The organism is Oceanicaulis sp. UBA2681 (assembly GCF_002354675.1).
In the GTDB taxonomy this organism is placed as follows: domain Bacteria; phylum Pseudomonadota; class Alphaproteobacteria; order Caulobacterales; family Maricaulaceae; genus Oceanicaulis; species Oceanicaulis alexandrii.
In genome coordinates this window covers 87,632-103,059 of record NZ_DEMB01000001.1, presented here as the reverse complement: position 1 = coordinate 103,059, position 15,428 = coordinate 87,632, and the positions used below count along the sequence as shown (strand labels likewise).

16 protein-coding genes are annotated in these 15,428 nt (G+C 61.3%); 8 read left to right on the top strand and 8 right to left on the bottom strand.

All coding sequences use genetic code 11. The annotated features are described in order from the left end of the window. The first annotated feature begins 1 nt into the window (after position 1). Both B3M53_RS00535 and B3M53_RS00530 read left to right on the top strand, forming a co-directional pair. The gene (locus B3M53_RS00535) at positions 2–625 is read left to right on the top strand and encodes a prepilin peptidase (RefSeq protein ID WP_273020126.1); all 624 of its coding nucleotides are present in this window, start codon (positions 2–4) and stop codon (positions 623–625) included. Continuing rightward, positions 622–1,038, top strand: coding sequence for a type IV pilus modification PilV family protein (locus tag B3M53_RS00530; RefSeq protein ID WP_273020127.1), 417 nt, complete (start codon positions 622–624; stop codon positions 1,036–1,038). Before B3M53_RS00535 ends, B3M53_RS00530 begins: the two co-directional genes overlap by 4 nt. On the opposite strand, the gene B3M53_RS00525 is transcribed toward B3M53_RS00530, so the two are convergent. Continuing rightward, a complete protein-coding gene (locus B3M53_RS00525) occupies positions 1,035–1,448 on the bottom strand; it encodes a pilus assembly FimT family protein (protein WP_273020128.1) in 414 nt (137 codons plus the stop codon). The two genes, B3M53_RS00530 and B3M53_RS00525, sit on opposite strands and share 4 nt — an antisense overlap. A gap of 3 nt (positions 1,449–1,451) precedes the next feature. Beyond that, the gene (gene gspG, locus B3M53_RS00520) at positions 1,452–1,910 is read right to left on the bottom strand and encodes a type II secretion system major pseudopilin GspG (protein ID WP_273020129.1); all 459 of its coding nucleotides are present in this window, start codon (positions 1,908–1,910) and stop codon (positions 1,452–1,454) included. A gap of 163 nt (positions 1,911–2,073) precedes the next feature. On the opposite strand from gspG, the gene B3M53_RS00515 reads away from it, so the two are divergent. Further along, positions 2,074–2,787 (top strand): methyltransferase domain-containing protein, encoded by a 714-nt coding sequence (locus B3M53_RS00515; RefSeq protein ID WP_273020130.1) that lies wholly within the window; start codon positions 2,074–2,076, stop codon positions 2,785–2,787. Between the two features lie 14 nt (positions 2,788–2,801). On the opposite strand, the gene B3M53_RS00510 is transcribed toward B3M53_RS00515, so the two are convergent. The 5 genes from B3M53_RS00510 to B3M53_RS00490 form a co-directional block, all read right to left on the bottom strand. Next, entirely contained in the window at positions 2,802–4,001 is a 1,200-nt protein-coding gene (locus B3M53_RS00510; protein ID WP_273020131.1) for a type II secretion system F family protein, read from the bottom strand. A gap of 2 nt (positions 4,002–4,003) precedes the next feature. Next, on the bottom strand, positions 4,004–4,699 hold the full coding sequence (locus B3M53_RS00505) for a class I SAM-dependent methyltransferase (protein ID WP_273020132.1): 696 nt from the start codon (positions 4,697–4,699) through the stop codon (positions 4,004–4,006). 12 nt (positions 4,700–4,711) lie between these two features. Continuing rightward, positions 4,712–6,496 (bottom strand): GspE/PulE family protein, encoded by a 1,785-nt coding sequence (locus tag B3M53_RS00500; protein WP_273020133.1) that lies wholly within the window; start codon positions 6,494–6,496, stop codon positions 4,712–4,714. Positions 6,497–6,527: 31 nt separating this feature from the next. Then, entirely contained in the window at positions 6,528–7,745 is a 1,218-nt protein-coding gene (locus B3M53_RS00495; RefSeq protein WP_273020134.1) for a class I SAM-dependent methyltransferase, read from the bottom strand. A 130-nt stretch (positions 7,746–7,875) separates the two neighbouring features. After that, on the bottom strand, positions 7,876–9,324 hold the full coding sequence (locus B3M53_RS00490; protein ID WP_273020135.1) for a hypothetical protein: 1,449 nt from the start codon (positions 9,322–9,324) through the stop codon (positions 7,876–7,878). Positions 9,325–9,723: 399 nt separating this feature from the next. Between B3M53_RS00490 and rfbC the strand changes: the two genes are divergently transcribed. From rfbC to cysQ, 5 genes are read left to right on the top strand one after another with little or no spacing between them, the layout of a single operon-like run. After that, complete coding sequence (gene rfbC / locus B3M53_RS00485; RefSeq protein WP_273020136.1) at positions 9,724–10,317, top strand: dTDP-4-dehydrorhamnose 3,5-epimerase; 594 nt, start codon at positions 9,724–9,726, stop codon at positions 10,315–10,317. Between the two features lie 2 nt (positions 10,318–10,319). Continuing rightward, positions 10,320–11,366, top strand: coding sequence for a dTDP-glucose 4,6-dehydratase (gene rfbB / locus B3M53_RS00480; RefSeq protein WP_286799445.1), 1,047 nt, complete (start codon positions 10,320–10,322; stop codon positions 11,364–11,366). Next, positions 11,363–12,253, top strand: a complete 891-nt coding sequence (rfbD, locus tag B3M53_RS00475) for a dTDP-4-dehydrorhamnose reductase (protein ID WP_273020138.1) — start codon at positions 11,363–11,365, stop codon at positions 12,251–12,253. Before rfbB ends, rfbD begins: the two co-directional genes overlap by 4 nt. Positions 12,254–12,266: 13 nt before the next feature. Further along, positions 12,267–13,151 carry a glucose-1-phosphate thymidylyltransferase RfbA gene (gene rfbA, locus B3M53_RS00470; RefSeq protein ID WP_273020139.1) on the top strand — a complete coding sequence of 295 codons (885 nt, stop codon included), beginning with the start codon at positions 12,267–12,269 and terminating at the stop codon, positions 13,149–13,151. 26 nt (positions 13,152–13,177) lie between these two features. Further along, complete coding sequence (gene cysQ / locus B3M53_RS00465; protein ID WP_273020140.1) at positions 13,178–13,966, top strand: 3'(2'),5'-bisphosphate nucleotidase CysQ; 789 nt, start codon at positions 13,178–13,180, stop codon at positions 13,964–13,966. 47 nt (positions 13,967–14,013) lie between these two features. Here the strand turns inward: cysQ and cysC are convergent. Then, a partial coding sequence (cysC, locus tag B3M53_RS00460) for an adenylyl-sulfate kinase (RefSeq protein ID WP_286799443.1) occupies positions 14,014–15,428 on the bottom strand: 1,415 nt, incomplete at its 5' end.

Here is a 15,428-nt window from a genome sequence, read left to right as displayed (position 1 = left end):
CATGAGCAGCGTGACAGGTCTGGCGCTCATCGCAGGCGTACTGGCCAGCCTGTCCGCGCTCTGGATTGATCGAGAAATCAGCGCCCAGCAGACGGGATCGCCGTCACGTATCAGCCCCGCCCTTTGTGGCGGGGCTGGCGTGCTGCTGGCCTTGAGCGCGTATGTCGTCACCCGCGACCTGATCATCACCAGCGCGCTTCTCGCTGCCATGACAGCACTCAGCATTGCCGTCAGCATGGATTGGCGCTTCGGGGTGCTCGCCGACCTCACCAGCGCGATCATCGCGCTCGCTGCTCTGATAGCGGCGCCGCTCGTGACGTCTGGCCTCACACGCCTGGACATGACGATCGCCGCCGCGCTGGCCATGGCGATTCTGGGACTGGCCGGCCTCTACGGGCGTTTGCGGCGTGGCGAGATGGGATTGGGAGGCGGCGATATCGTACTCGTCGGCGCGTTGGGCTTGTGGTGCCCGCCTGTCACCGCCGCCCTCGGGGTGGCGATCGGGGCCGCACTGACCTTGGTCCTGGGCTTGCTCACCAGAGCGCGCCACCAGACGCGTCTACCCTTCGCACCCGGCCTCGCTGCTGGTTTCGTCCTGGCGTTTATCGTAGACAGGCTGTCATGACTTCGATCCGCACCCGGCCCGGCTTTTCTGTGATGGAGACGCTGGTCGCGGTCGCCCTGCTGGCGATCGCCATCATCCCGCTCTACGCCTTCCAACAAACGCTGGCGAACACCGCGGCGCGGCTTCAAACCGCGTCTGATCTGCTGGACGCCCAGGAAAGCGCGCTGGCGGTGCTGCAAACCATAGACCCGATCGCCCAACCCACAGGCGACATGGACCTTGGCGAGTGGCGGTTGAGTTGGGAGAGCCGTGAGCTCGCATCAGAAAGCCCCGCCGACGGCTATCTGGGGTCAAGCATCTGGGGTGTGGGGCTTTATGAAGTTCAAGCGACGCTTGAACGAGGTGAAACCCGAAGAGATCTGACGATCCGGCGCGTGGGCTGGGTTCAGGTTCGGGACCCGACGCGCTTCTAGGACATAGCTTGCCTCATGGCGCAATCACCGTCAGACACCTCAAACGTCCACACTCGGCCTGAAGGGGCGACAAGACGCACAACGCCTCCAGTGCAATAGCCGCTGGAGGCGACACGCAAAGCCTCGTCTACCTCGATCCGCCAATCCGGAGGAATATGCGCGTCCAGACGAGTCTGGACATCTTGCGCGCTTAAAGAGGCGCTGGAGAGAAAGGCCTCGGCGCGCAGCGCTCCCATCTCGGTCGTCACCCCACGGACGACCTGTTGAGCCTGCTGGCTGGTGATCATACGACCGATGGACGGTCCGCTGAGAGTGGCCGCGATCCCCAAGATCGCAACCACCACAATCACCTCGAGAAGGGAGTATCCCGCTCGAACGGCCAAGAGGGTGCGACTCAGCCCGCCGGTCATGGCTTACAGGCCGATATCAGCGTCTAGACCCGATCCGCCTTCCTGACCATCCGCGCCGTAAGAGAAGACCTGGCCCCGATCAGAGCCGCCGCCGACCCGGTATTGGTATGGACGCCCCCACGGATCGGCCGGCAGTCCGTCATCCCCGTCAAGATAGGGACCGGACCACATGCCGGACACGGCTTCATTGGAAGTGACAAGAAGGGCCAGCCCCTCTTCTTCAGTCGGATAGCGCCCAATATCCAACCGCAATGTGTCGAGCGCGGTTTCGATCATCCGGATTTGCGTCTCCGCCGCCGTCACATTCGCCCGGTCCAGCTGCCCCAGAAGGCGCGGCCCGACCAAGGTCGCCAGGACCGCGATGATCGCCACCGCAATCAGGACTTCCATGAGAGAATAACCCGAGCGCGTTTTCCGTGTCGCGCGCGTGATGGGCTGAAAGCGTCGAGCCAGACTGATCATGGGCGAACCTCATCCAATACTGGAGTGTCATAATGCGGCTCCCCTCGCCGCTTTTGACACTCATACCACTCGCCAAACCGGCAATGAAAGGCGCAAGTGCGGTTTGATCGGTTTTCGCACAGGCAAGGCGCTGATATAGCTCTTGAACCCAGAGGAGCCGAACATGACCCGCCATCTTTCCGCGACCGACGCCAACCAGCTTCAAGCTGGTGATGACCATTACCGCGCCTATGTGGGGCCGCCTGGTCGCTATGGCTTGCTCGGTTTGCTGCAGATGAACCTGCTGACGGCTCTGGGACTTGAAGAAACCGACACTGTGCTTGATTTCGGCTGCGGTTCGCTGCGTCTGGGACGTTGCCTGATCCCGTTCCTGCTGCGCGGCAAATACTATGGGATTGAGCCCCATGACTGGCTGATCCAGGACGGTTTCACCCATGAAACCGGTGGTCAGCTTCGCACGCTTAAGGCGCCGTTGTTTTCCAATGACGACACGTTTGATTGCACCGTGTTTGACGCCGAGTTCGACTTCATCATGGCGCAATCCATCGTCACCCATTCCGGCCCCAAACAGACGGCCAATCTGATCCGAACCGCGGCGCAAAGCCTGAAACAGGACGGGCTGTTCCTGTTCAGCTTTATCCTGGGCGAGGACGACACGCCCCTGCCCGAGGCGGACTGGACCTATCCGTTCAACGTGCCCTATCCCAAGCCCTGGCTGGATCAGCAATGCGCGGAGAACGGCCTGGTGATGAAGCTGATCAACTGGCACCATCCCGGCGCGCAATGGGCGGCGATCGCGCGCGATCCGCGTCGGCTCGAAGCGCTTGATGATCAATTGGGTCTGGCGGGAAAACCGGCGAAGCGCTGGCGCGCCTGAGCGCAAGACCTGTCTTAGATGGCGATGTCGTAAATGCTCGTCATCGCCAGCACCAGGCTGATCACAATCGTGCCCACCACCATGGCGATGAACAAAATGGCGAGCGGCTCCGCCAGAGAGGTCAGCCGCTTGGCCCGATTGCGCGATTCCTCCTCATAGAGGTCCGCCACAAAAAGCAGCATTTCATCAAGGCTGGCTGACGCCCGGCCCGTGCGCACCAGATTGACGGTCATGGAATCAAACCCGGCATGGGTTTTCAGCGCGGCGTCGATCGGTTCGCCGGATCGAATGGCGCGTCGCGCCTCGGCCAGACCTTGTTTACGGCGCACTGAGGTAACCGCGGATTCCGCCAGCACCAAAGCGTCCACCAGCGGCGCGCCGCCTGACAACGCCGTGCCGCACGCCCGCGCCCAGCGCGCGACTTCCGAGGCGGTTAGAAAACTGCCGACCACCGGCATCCGGTGCATGAGCTCCGACACGCTGGTTCGCACGCCTTTGTTGCGAGACAACGCAAACACGACCGCCACAATCCCCGCAACAAGCACGCCGGTCTGGACCATGTTCTCGCTCATGAAGACACCGGTTTCGATCACCCAACGCGATAGCGCCGGTAGAGAGCTGCGGTCATCTCCCAAGAGATTGGCGAAGCGCGGCACCACAAACAGAAAGATGAAGACGATGGCGAAGACACCCGCCACCGCCAGAAACGCCGGATAGGCCAGCGCATTGCGGATCTCTGACGCCGCTTTCAGGTCATGCTCCATCTGGGTGGAGATATCGGCCAGCGCCTTGGGCAATTGCCCCGTCGCCTCGCCCAGCTCGATCAGGCGCGGCGCATAGGCGGGCAGATCGACAAACCCGTCCCGCATGGCCAGGGACAATTGCGCGCCTGACCGCAAGTCGCGGCGCACGCTCAAGGCCTGCTCCGCCAAATCCTTGCACGGCTCGTCTGCGCTCAGCGAATCAAACGCGTCGAGCAATGGCGTGCCGGCTTTGAGCAAGACCGACAATTGCCGCATGAACCGAAAACGGTCCTGAGGGCGCGCTTTCTTGCGCTCGTACTTGCGCGGCTCCAGCCCCGCTTCATTGAGCTTGTACGGCGCGATGCGCTGGGCTTCGAGCTGGCGAAGCGCCTCTACCTCGTCCGCCGCCGTCAGGCGACCATCCACCTCTGCGCCGTCTGAATTCAAGCCGCGATAGAGATAGGTGGGCATGATCAGTCCTGACCGGTTTCGCGCACAAACAGGGCCATGCGCTGATCACGGGGGTGGTCCCAATGGTTCAGCACATCCAGACGCCAGCCTTTGGGCGTCGCAGCCATGAGCGCCGCGATCGTCGTGTCATACGGATCGCGATCGGGATAGGTCACCACCCCGCCTGGCTCGTGCGGCAATGGCGCATCAGCCGCCGCATCGGCGGGGCGCTCAAAGAAGGTCACATAAAACCGACCGCCTTCCGCGAACACGGGCGCCAGCGCCGTCAGGCAATCAGTCAGCCGCGCAATCGGCATATGGGTGAAGACCGACTGAGCGATGCCATAGTCAAAGAGCACGCCGAATCCGGTCGCGTCAAAGTCCGCGTTCGCCGCCAGATGATCCCGTGGCAACTTGCTGTCGAGGCCCGCGGGAATGATTTCGCGCTCATACCCCGCCTCGAGAAGGTCAGCGCTGATATCGACGCCGTAATAGCGCTCCGGGTCGAGATATTCGGTCAGCGGCACGCCCGCCCGCAAGGACCCGCAGCCCATATCGATAAAGCGATGATGCGGTTTGAGCCCCTGAGACAGCAAGAAGCGTTTCTGAAGCGCCCCCAGCTCGTCCCACATGCCGCCGATCACAGCGCGATGATGGCCGTCCGCCACCGCCTTTTTCATGTTCTCAAGGGCGTCATAATGGCTGTAGTGCGCGCTCATTGTTTGATCCCCTCAGGCCCGAGCCTGTTGTCGCGCCTGCCCGGCGCCCAGAACCCGCAAAACCTCACCGACTGAGGTGACGCCTTGGGACGCTTTGATCAAGCCATCTTCCAGCATGGTCAGATAGCCGTCCTGACGCGCCGCAGCGAGCAGCCCTGCCGCATCCGCGCGATCATTGATGGCGCTGCGCAGGGCTGGCGTCACACGCGCCGCTTCAAACACGGCGACCCGGCCCGTATAGCCCTGCCCGCCGCACTGAGGGCAGCCGTCCGCGCTGCGCCACTGGGACTGCGCCGGCAGACCCGCAGCGCCGTCGCGACGCGCTTCGGCCAACATCTTCTCGCCCAACGCCACATCGTCGGCGTCTGCGGGTCGGGCGCAATGCTCGCACAAGCGCCGCACAAGACGCTGGCCCATCAGTCCGCGCAAGGCGGAGGACACGAGGAAGGGTTCAACCCCGAGATCAATCAGGCGCTCGATCGCCGCCAGCGCCGAATTGGTGTGAAGCGTCGACAGCACCAAATGACCGGTCAGCGCCGCCTGGGCGGAGATGGAGGCGGTTTCGCCGTCCCGGATCTCACCAATCATGATCACGTCCGGGTCCTGTCGCAGGATGGCGCGAAGCCCCTTGGCGAAGGTGTAGCCGATTTCAGAGCGCGCCTGCACCTGGGTGATCCCGGCCATGTCGTATTCAACCGGGTCTTCAATGGTGATGATCTTGCGTTCGCCGTCATTCACCAGCTCCAGCCCGCGATAGAGCGTGGTGGATTTACCCGAGCCCGTGGGTCCGGTGACGAGGATCACGCCGTTTGGCTCCGCGATCAGCTGCTGGAACACACTCATGGCGTGACCTTCAAGCCCTAACCCCTCAAGGCTTGGCAGTTCTTGCTGCTTGCGCAAAAGGCGCAACACCAGGCTTTCCCCCCAGGCGCCCGGCAGGGACGACACGCGCAGATCGATGTCCTGACCGGCGAAGCGCACCGACTGACGCCCGTCCTGGGGCAAGCGCCGTTCGGCGATGTCCATATTGGACAAGAGCTTGATCCGGCTGGCTACGGCGTCAAAACGGGCGCGCGGCAGGGTTTGCATCTGGTGCAGCACGCCGTCCACGCGAAAACGGATCTGGAAATGGCTTTCAAACGGCTCGATATGGATATCCGAGGCGCGCCGCTGCAGCGCATCTTCAAACACGCCATTCACAAAATCGATGACCGGCGCTTCTTCCGCCATCTCGCGCAGGCGCTGCGCGTCGTCCATATCGTCACGCGACTGCACCCGCCCCGCCGAACGCAGCCCCGCAAGGGCGGTGTCCAGCAAGCGGTTGGGGCCCAGCACGAACTGGACGCCGCCCAGCGCATGCCGCGACAGGGTCTCGTGCAAGGCCGGGTCCATGGGTGAGCGTGCGAAGACCAGCAAGGTCCTGGCGCTATAATCAGGCGGCGACCTCATGTCATGATCGTCACTCGCTTCAGCGGCCGACGACGCATCGCCAGCCTCTGGCGCGTACCAGAGCACAGTGTCGTGCAGCAACAGCCAGTCCACGGACACGCCCAGCGAATCCGCCGCCTGGCGGTAGAGCGAGGGAGCATCGGGCAAGTGGTCAGGCGTCAGCACAGGCAGATCAAGCTGATCAGATAGCGCGGACAGCAACACGTCCTCAGAGACCGCGCCCAAGCGGAGCAAAGCCTGGCCGAACAACGCCCCGATCTCGCCTTGATAGCGGGCGGCGCGCTCGACATCGGTCGCAGTCACACAACCGCGCTCCAGCAAAATCTCGCCAATCCGTCTGTGGTCCATGATTTTTTCCGAATGCGTATGCTTCAGCACACTAAGCGTGAGGCGTCAGCTCGATATCAAGGTGACCGAAATGGTACATTTCCTCAAAGACAGTGCGGACGGCATCTATCGCATTGTCGGTCACTTGAGCGCCTTCAGCCTTCAAGGCCTCAAAGCATTCCCCTATCGTGCGAGTTCCGTCTGCGTATTTCAACAGCGCTGGAACCAGCGGATTTGGATGCAGATCAATATCGTTCCGCCGCAGAACAGGTTGACCATTATCGTTACCCCATAAAATTTTAGGGTGCAGATGCGGGGTCCAGTTTATGAACTCGTCAGAAGAGAAGTCGACCAAATAGGTTTTTCTATTTTCCGATTTTCGAAGATAAAATCTATGACTTCCAACCATCTGCAATATATTGTCTACGACACTTGCTCTTTCGCGTAAGGGCAAACGAATGATATCTTCGTACAAAGGGTGAGACGGCTGCAAATAGTTCTTTGGATTATAGTGTCCGCGCTCGATCCATTCTTGGAACTCAAATCCTGACTGCTCGGCGAATTCATAAATTTCATCGACCGTATAGGCGCGATCCTGTGGATGCAGAAAGGTATCCACGAGCGCAGCGTCGTGTTGCAACTCAGGCGCGCTGCTGACATAGCGCTGCACTGCGTGTTGTGGATGCAGTTGCTCTAGAACGCCCCTCACGCGCCTGACAGTCTCCGGCGATTGCTTCAATCCCAGCGTTTTGAACGCGTTTTGCAGCATATAGATGCCAGCCCGAAGGTTCGCGCCATACAGCATGACGCTCATGACACCGTCAGGTGCAAGCACCGCCTTCAAGGCTTTGGCACCGCCGACCGGATCCGGCAAATGGTGCAGAACGCCCGTCACCAAGATTAAGTCAAACGTTTCCCCAAGGCTCTCTGACTCATGAAGATCAAGATGCTTGAGCTCAAGGTTATCGAGATTGTGTTGTGTTTTCAGCTTCCTGGAATGGCGCAAACTCGACACTGAGATATCTGTGCCCACAACCCGACTCTCAGGGTTGAGATAGGCCAGCATCGGCGCGAGCGAGGATCCACACCCCGGGACATAGATGGATGGCACGAAGCGCTTTTTATCTGGCCAGATCGCGTGAAAGGACAGGCTAGGCTCGCCAAACACAAAACTCGTGCCGTCTTTAAAATGCGCCTCCAAATCCTGGATAGGCTCGGGATACACCCAGCGCTCATATTGATCCCGAACACTGGAGGATGAGGACTTCATGGACATCTCGCTCAAATTGATTCGCCCGCATATCGCGAGCCACGCCTTGCCCCATCCATAATCGTCGTCATGACAAAAAGAAAGGGCGGCCGAAGCCGCCCTTTCCCTAAATAGTGGTCTGCGTTGCGGATTAGCGCGGCAGGGTGCCTTCGACGGTCGCGACACCAGTCGTGGTGTCACCAGCCGAGAAGATCGGGAAGTCAGTGACTTCACCCGTACCGGTCACCAAGAAACGCTGAGCGATCAGGTTACCAGCGGCAGCTTCGAAGAACATTTCAACGTCGCCGCGACCGAAGTCACCAAACAGGGCAGCGTCGCTCAGGACAACTGCGCCAGCCGGGCCGGAAGCAGAGTACACAACGATCTCGGAGTTCGCCGGGATGGTGCCGAGCGAGATGGACGAGGTCGCTGCTGCGCCAGAGTCGGTGCGCAGAACGCGGCCGGTGAACGGAACTGCGGTTGCAGATTCGTTAACCAGGCGGATCACCGAATTGGTGCCGTTGGACGAGGTCCAAGGCAGGGCCACGGTGGTGCCTTCGCGAACGGAAGACTGCAGGTTGCCAGAACCGGCCACAGCCGTCGTTGCGTAAGTTGCAGCGGCCAGGGTGCCCTCGATCGCAACGGAGTAAGCCGATGCGTTCAGTTCAACCTGCGGGTTGGCGGTGGTGTTGTCGACCAGCACAAAGTTGCCGTTGAAAGCAGACGAAGTGGCGGAGTTGAACTCAGCCGCGCCAGCAGCAAAAGAGTTGCCAGCAGCAGAGGCTGCAACACCGTTCAGGGTCGGAGCGTTCTGACCGGTATAGTCGCCAGACACGGTGACTTTAAGAGCGGTCATGTCAGCAGCCGCCACAGCCACACCACCAAGGTTACCGGTGGTGCCCGGGATCACTTTGAAGGTGTTGGCGCGCGGAGCGACAGCCACGGTGCCGAGGATGGCATCAGCGCCGACGGTGTCGAAGGCGGTGAATTTCGGCGTGGAGCTCAGGTCGATCTGAGTGAGGGTGGTGTCAGCCGTCACAGCCGTGGTGAACGCGGTGTTGTTGGTCGCGATCGTCAGAGAATCCGTGAAGGAGTATGCCGGAGACGTCTGGGTGATCGAGATAGCCGCGCTGACGGTGCCTGTGCTGGACGGACGGATCGGCAGATCAAACGCCAGGATATCGTCGGTCAGCGTAGCCGCTGCACAGCCAGAGATGTCAGCCGTGAACACCACAGAGCTCTGTGCGACAGCGCCGCCGGAGGCCAGAGCCGCGCCGGAGAAGCAGGTGCCGGCAACGTTGTTGGTGGCTTCGATCATGTCAGCCAGAGCAACAGCCGTACCAAAGGTGGCGTTGGTCAGGTCGACGGTGATGGTCGAGGTGCCGGACGGGAACTGGCCCACAGCAGACGGGGTGACAGCGGCTTCGAAACGACCCGGGTTCAGAGCGGTGAAGTTCAGCTCGGACGGGATGATGATCGCAGCTTCGATAGCGTTGGTCGCAGCACCGTCGGTGTTGGCCAGCGCAAAGTTTTGGGCGGAAGCCGCGCCGGAGACCAGAGCTGCAATCGCAGCGCCAGTGAGAAGGTTAGTCAGTTTCATCTGGGAATCCCCCAATTGATTTAGCCATGGCTGTTCAGCGCCATGGGGCCAAACATGAATTTGTCGTGCTCCTGCAGAGAACACGGTTTCACGCCCCCCTCAAGCGAGGCGCCGAACGATGCGGAGTAAAGGCGAGAGACGGCTGTGGTGTCAACCGTTTATTCGCCCGCTCCGCGTACATGATCACAGCTTACGCGTTCGACGGAGCGTGTGTCACATTCGCGCAACGCACGCCATTCGCACCCTGAAAGACAGGACCAATGCAAGAGACGGAATAGCGCCGCAAGGTTAACGAGGCGCTAGCGCACTGCACAATCGCGAAGAGGCGCGCTGCCGGGTTTGCAGATGCGCTTTGTTAAGGTAGGTCGAAGACTATCCTATCCCAGTGTCCGAGCTTTTATGTCCCTTTCTCCCTTGTCGCCGTTCAAACCCCGGCTTGAAGCCCCGTCAGACGCACCGCTTCTGATCACGCCTGCGCGCTTCGGCGATTCGCGCGGCTGGTTCTCCGAGAGCTATAATCAGCGCCGTCTGGCCGAGGCCGGCTTTGATCCGCAGTTCGTGCAGGACAATCTGTCCTTCTCGGCCCATGCGGGCACGCTGCGCGGCCTGCACTATCAATCTCCGCCCCACGCGCAGGGCAAGCTGGTCGGGGTGATGACCGGCGCGATCCGGGATGTGGTGGTGGATATCCGAATGGGCTCGATGAGCTATGGCCAATGGGCGGCGGTGGAGCTGAGCGAGGAGAACGGGCGCCAGCTCTGGGTGCCCCCCGGCTTTCTGCATGGCTTTGTGACCTTGGTCGCCAATACCCGGGTTGCCTATAAGGTGACCGACTATTACTCCAAGGAGCATGATGGATCGGTGGCGTATAACGATCCCGATCTGGGCGTCGACTGGGGGGTGGACGATCCGGTTTTATCGGATAAAGACGCCGCCGCGCCGCGCCTGAAGGACGTGGCCCCGCTCTTCCCCGCGGGGTGGGAGGGAGCCTAGCAATGCGAGTGTTAGTGACAGGCGGGTCCGGCTTTATCGGCTCGGCGCTGGTGCGGCGTCTGGTGCTGGAGACCGGCTGGGATGTGCTCAATCTCGATGCGCTGACCTATGCCGCCTCGCCCGCATCTCTGGCGGACCTCGAGGGTCATCCCCGATACAGCTTCCTGCACGCCGATATCCGCAACACCGAAGCCGTGACCCAGGCGTTTGACCGGTTTGAGCCGGACGCCGTGATGCATCTGGCGGCGGAAAGCCACGTGGACCGTTCGATCACCGGGGCGAAGGATTTCGTCGATACGAACGTTCTGGGCACCTTCACGCTTTTGGAGGCCGCGCGCGCGTATCGCGACACGCGCGGCGCCGCGGCGGACGGGTTCTGCTTCTTGCATGTCTCCACTGATGAAGTGTTCGGCTCGCTGGGAGACGACGGCAAGTTCTCCGAAACCACGGCCTATGATCCCTCCTCGCCCTATTCCGCCTCCAAGGCGGCGTCCGACCATCTGGCGCGCGCCTGGGGCCGCACCTATGGGCTGGATGTGCGGGTGTCGAACTGTTCGAACAATTACGGGCCGCGGCAGTTTCCTGAAAAGCTGATCCCTCTGATGATCCTCAAAGCGCTGTCCGGCGAAGCCCTGCCGGTTTACGGCGACGGCTCGAATGTGCGCGACTGGCTGTATGTGGGTGATCATGCGCGGGCGCTGGAGCTGGTGGTCAGCCACGGCGAAGCCGGTCAAACCTATTGCATCGGCGGCGACGCCGAGCGCACAAATCTTCAGGTCGTGCGTGCGATTTGCGACCGGCTCGACGCGATCCACCCGGCAGAGTCAGACCGTTCAGAGCAGATCCAGTTCGTCACCGATCGTCCCGGTCATGATCAGCGCTACGCCATCGACGCCAGCACCATCAAAGCCAAGCTCGGCTGGAGCCCATCAGTCAGCTTTGAAGACGGCCTCGCCGCAACGCTGGACTGGTATCTGGCGCATGAGGATTGGTGGCGGCCGATCCTCGACAAAAGCTATCAGGGCGAACGGCTGGGTCTGAGCGCATGACGCCAGACCGCACGGACGCAGACGCGCCGATCCTGGTGATCGGGCGCACAGGACAATTGGCGCGCGCACTGGCGGCGCAAAACGACGCCGTGACCGCCTGCGGAAGGGATCAGTTCGATCTCGCCCAGCATGATCCCGCCGCTTTGCTGGACCATCATCGCCCCCGGATCGTGATCAACGCCGCCGCCTATACCGATGTGAATGGCGCTGAAAACGATGAGATGGCCGCCCGTGCGCTCAATTGCACAGGTCCCGCGCGTCTGGCCGCGGCCTGCAAGGCGCGCGATGTCGGCTTTCTTCATGTCTCGACGGATTATGTGTTTGATGGGACGCCTGGGCAGGCGCCTTATGCCGAGACGGCCGCCACCAACCCGCTCAATGTCTATGCGCGCACCAAGCACGAGGGCGAACAGGCGATCCTGGACGCAAACGACACAGCGCTGATCCTCCGCGCCGCCTGGATCTTCGACGCACGCGGCGGCAGTTTTCTCAACGCCATCCTGAACCGGCTCGACCAGGGGCAGCCCCTCAAGGTCGTCGATGACCAGATCAGCACGCCCAGCTGGGCGCCCGATCTGGCGCAGGCGCTCTTGACCCTTGCCGCGAGAGATGAGCGGCCGAGCGGCGTCTTTCACTATAGAGGCGGAGACTATGCCAGCTGGTACGATTTCGCCCACGCCGCAGCGGAACTGGCGCGGCCATATCTGAAATCCGACCCGGTGATCACGGCTGTGGATTCAACCGCCTTTCCGCAACCTGCCAAACGTCCCAAAGACACGCGACTGGATGCGCAAGCCTTGCTGGACGCGACCGGAATCGGAGCCGGGGACTGGCGCGCGGGCTTGCCTGAAGTGATCGCTCAACGCTATGAGCAGCGCATAGGTTGAGTGAGCATCCGTCATGTCGAAAACAACAAAGGGTATTATTCTGGCTGGCGGATTAGGCAGCCGCTTGCGCCCGATTACATTGGCCGTGTCCAAGCAACTCCTGCCAATCTACGACAAACCGCTGATCTTCTACCCATTTTCGACGCTTCTTCTCGCCGGCATCCGCGAGATCCTGATCATCACCACGCCAGAGGCGAAATCCTCGTACGAAACCCTGCTCGGAGACGGGTCGCGCTATGGCGTGACCATCCAGTACGCCGAGCAGGACAAGCCGCGCGGCCTGGCCGAAGCCTTCCTGATCGGTGAAGACTTCATCGGCGACGACAATGTGGCCCTGATCCTGGGCGATAATCTCTTCCATGGCGCAGGTCTTGTTGAAGGCTTGCGCACGGCCGGCGAATTTGACGAAGGCGCGCTGGTGTTCGCCTATCATGTGGCCGACCCGACCGCTTTCGGCGTTGTCGAACTTGATGATGAGGGACGGGCTGTCAGCCTGGAGGAAAAGCCGAAAAAACCGCGCAGCAATTGGGCGGTGACCGGGCTTTACTTCTATGATTCCAGCGTTGTCGAGATCGCCAAGTCGATCACGCCGTCCGCACGCGGCGAACTTGAGATCACCTCGGTCAACGAAGCGTATATGGACCGCGGGCAGCTGAAAGTGCAGCTCTTGTCGCGTGGCGTCGCCTGGCTGGACACCGGCACGGTCGAAGGCATGGTGGAAGCAACGGAATATGTGCGCGCCATCGAGAAACGCCAGGGTCTCAAGATCGCCTGCCCTGAAGAGATCGCTTGGCGCAACGGCTTCATCACTGACGAACAACTCAAGAAAACGGCCAACGCCATCCCCAACGCCTATGGCGCCTATCTGAAGAATTTGCTCAAGTCGGAACGCCGCTAGCCGATCACCCGACAAAGGATCTGACCATGCCTCTCGACGCTCTCGCACGTTCTTTCGGTCAAATCTGCCTTGAGGCCGCCATCCCGGTGATGGAGGTTTATGAGAGCGACTTCACGCCCGAGCAAAAAGCCGACAAGTCTCCGGTCACCGAAGCGGACAAACGCGCTGAAGTGATCATTCTGGACGCGCTGGCGAAGCTTTTGCCCGACACGCCGGTTCTAGCCGAAGAAAGCTTTGAGGCGGGTGTGCGACCCAGCGTCAGCGACGAGTTCTTGCTGGTGGACCCGGTGGACGGCACCAAGGAATTCATCGCCAAACGGGGCGAGTTCACCATCAATATCGCGTTGATCCGGAACGGCGCGCCCGTCGCAGGAGCGGTTTATGCTCCGGCTCTCAAGCAGCTTTATCTGGGGGGCGAGACCGCTTTTACGGGCCTGTTCGAACCGGGAGAGACCCTGGACGACTCGCGGCTGTCCGCAGCCCAAACTCGCCCCACGCCAGACGCCGGCATGACCGCTGTGATGAGCCGGTCTCACGCAGACGACCAAACCAAGGCCTTCGTCGAAGCCAAGGGCGTGGTCGAAGCGATTTCGGCCGGGTCATCGCTGAAGTTTTGCAAACTCGCCGAGGGCGAAGCAGACCTCTATCCGCGCTTTGGCCCGACGATGGAATGGGACACAGCCGCGGGCCATGCGGTGCTGAACGCCGCCGGCGGCGGGGTGACCGATCCGGACGGCGCGCCCTTCCGCTATGGCAAGACCGCTGACGGCTACAAGAACGGCGCGTTCGTCGCCTGGGGTCAGCCGCCGCGCTAGTCACCGCGGCTGACGCTCAGCCCGACGCCGCTCTAGCCGACGCCGCTCTAGCCGATGAAGCCGCGCTCGATCAGCGCCTCGATGACGCGCTCGGCGGCGTCTTCCGCCGACAGATCATCCGTCTTGAGGTGGATCTCGGCGGTCTCTGGCGCTTCATACGGGCTGTCAAACCCGGTGAAGTTCTTGATCTCGCCAGCCTGAGCCTTCTTGTAGAGCCCTTTGGGGTCCCGCTCGATGCAGACCTCAAGCGGCGCGTCGACGAAGATCTCGACAAACTCACCCGCTTCCACTTGCTCGCGCACCATCTGACGCTCCGAGCGGAAGGGCGAGATGAACGAACAGGTTACAATCAGGCCCGCATCCACGAACAGCTTGGCCACTTCGCCAATGCGGCGAATGTTTTCCACCCGGTCCACATCGGTGAAACCCAGATCCTTGTTCAACCCATGGCGCACATTGTCGCCATCAAGCGAATAGGTGTGACGCCCCGCTTCCGCCAGCTTGCGCTCGACCAGATTGGCGATCGTGGATTTGCCGGCGCCTGAAAGCCCCGTGAACCAGAGCACGGCGGGCTTCTGACCCTTCATTCCGGCGCGGCGTTCCTTGTTCACATCCATGGCGTGGGTGTGAATATTGCTCGCCCGGCGCAAAGAGAACTCGATCATGCCCGCGCCCACCGTCTGATTGGTGAAACGGTCGATCAGAATGAACGAGCCGGTTTCGCGCTGATCGGTATAAGGATCAAACGCGATGGGACGCGAGGTCGACAGGGTGCAGACGCCAATTTCATTGAGCTTGAGCGACTTGCCCGGCTCTTTCTCGAAACTGTTGACGTTGAGCTTGTGCTTGAGGGTCGTCACCGACGCCGGAACAATCTGACCGCCGGCCTTCAACAGATAGGACCGACCGGGAAGCATCTCTTCGTCGGTCATCCAAAGTATTTCGGCTGCGAACTGATCAGACACATCAGGGCGCTGCTGCGGATCAGTGAGCATGTCGCCGCGGGCGATATCGATCTCGCGGTCCAGGACCAGGGTCACCGCATCACCCGCCTTCGCGCTGTCGCGGTCGCCGTCCGCCGTGACAATGCGTGCGATCTGGGCGCTTTTGCCCGAATGGGCGACCACCACGTCGTCACCGGGCGCCACGATCCCCGAAGCGACCGTGCCGGAAAAGCCCCTGAAATCAAGATTGGGACGGTTCACCCATTGCACCGGGAAGCGGAAGGCATAGGCCGCTTCCTTGTCGGCGTTGGTGTCCACACGCTCCAGATGCTCCATCAGAGTCGGGCCGTCATGCCATTTCATGGCGTCCGAGCGCGAGAAGATGTTGTCGCCATAGCGCGCCGAAATCGGGATTGGCGTGATGGACGCAAATCCCAGGTCTTCGGCGATGCCGAGATACTCGGACACGATCTCGTGGAAGCGCGCGCGCGAATGATCCACCAGATCCATCTTGTTCA

Bases quoted from the DNA above. Each gene is read 5' to 3' on its own strand.
- B3M53_RS00515 (WP_273020130.1), top strand. From the start codon at position 2,074: ATGACCCGCCATCTTTCCGCGACCGACGCCAACCAGCTTCAAGCTGGT.
- B3M53_RS00505 (WP_273020132.1), bottom strand. From the start codon at position 4,699: ATGAGCGCGCACTACAGCCATTATGACGCCCTTGAGAACATGAAAAAG.
- gspG (WP_273020129.1), bottom strand. From the start codon at position 1,910: ATGATCAGTCTGGCTCGACGCTTTCAGCCCATCACGCGCGCGACACGG.
- rfbB (WP_286799445.1), top strand. From the start codon at position 10,320: ATGCGAGTGTTAGTGACAGGCGGGTCCGGCTTTATCGGCTCGGCGCTG.
- B3M53_RS00510 (WP_273020131.1), bottom strand. From the start codon at position 4,001: ATGCCCACCTATCTCTATCGCGGCTTGAATTCAGACGGCGCAGAGGTG.
- rfbA (WP_273020139.1), top strand. From the start codon at position 12,267: ATGTCGAAAACAACAAAGGGTATTATTCTGGCTGGCGGATTAGGCAGC.
- rfbD (WP_273020138.1), top strand. From the start codon at position 11,363: ATGACGCCAGACCGCACGGACGCAGACGCGCCGATCCTGGTGATCGGG.
- cysQ (WP_273020140.1), top strand. From the start codon at position 13,178: ATGCCTCTCGACGCTCTCGCACGTTCTTTCGGTCAAATCTGCCTTGAG.
- B3M53_RS00535 (WP_273020126.1), top strand. From the start codon at position 2: ATGAGCAGCGTGACAGGTCTGGCGCTCATCGCAGGCGTACTGGCCAGC.
- B3M53_RS00490 (WP_273020135.1), bottom strand. From the start codon at position 9,324: ATGAAACTGACTAACCTTCTCACTGGCGCTGCGATTGCAGCTCTGGTC.
- rfbC (WP_273020136.1), top strand. From the start codon at position 9,724: ATGTCCCTTTCTCCCTTGTCGCCGTTCAAACCCCGGCTTGAAGCCCCG.
- B3M53_RS00525 (WP_273020128.1), bottom strand. From the start codon at position 1,448: ATGACCGGCGGGCTGAGTCGCACCCTCTTGGCCGTTCGAGCGGGATAC.
- B3M53_RS00495 (WP_273020134.1), bottom strand. From the start codon at position 7,745: ATGAAGTCCTCATCCTCCAGTGTTCGGGATCAATATGAGCGCTGGGTG.
- B3M53_RS00500 (WP_273020133.1), bottom strand. From the start codon at position 6,496: ATGGACCACAGACGGATTGGCGAGATTTTGCTGGAGCGCGGTTGTGTG.
- B3M53_RS00530 (WP_273020127.1), top strand. From the start codon at position 622: ATGACTTCGATCCGCACCCGGCCCGGCTTTTCTGTGATGGAGACGCTG.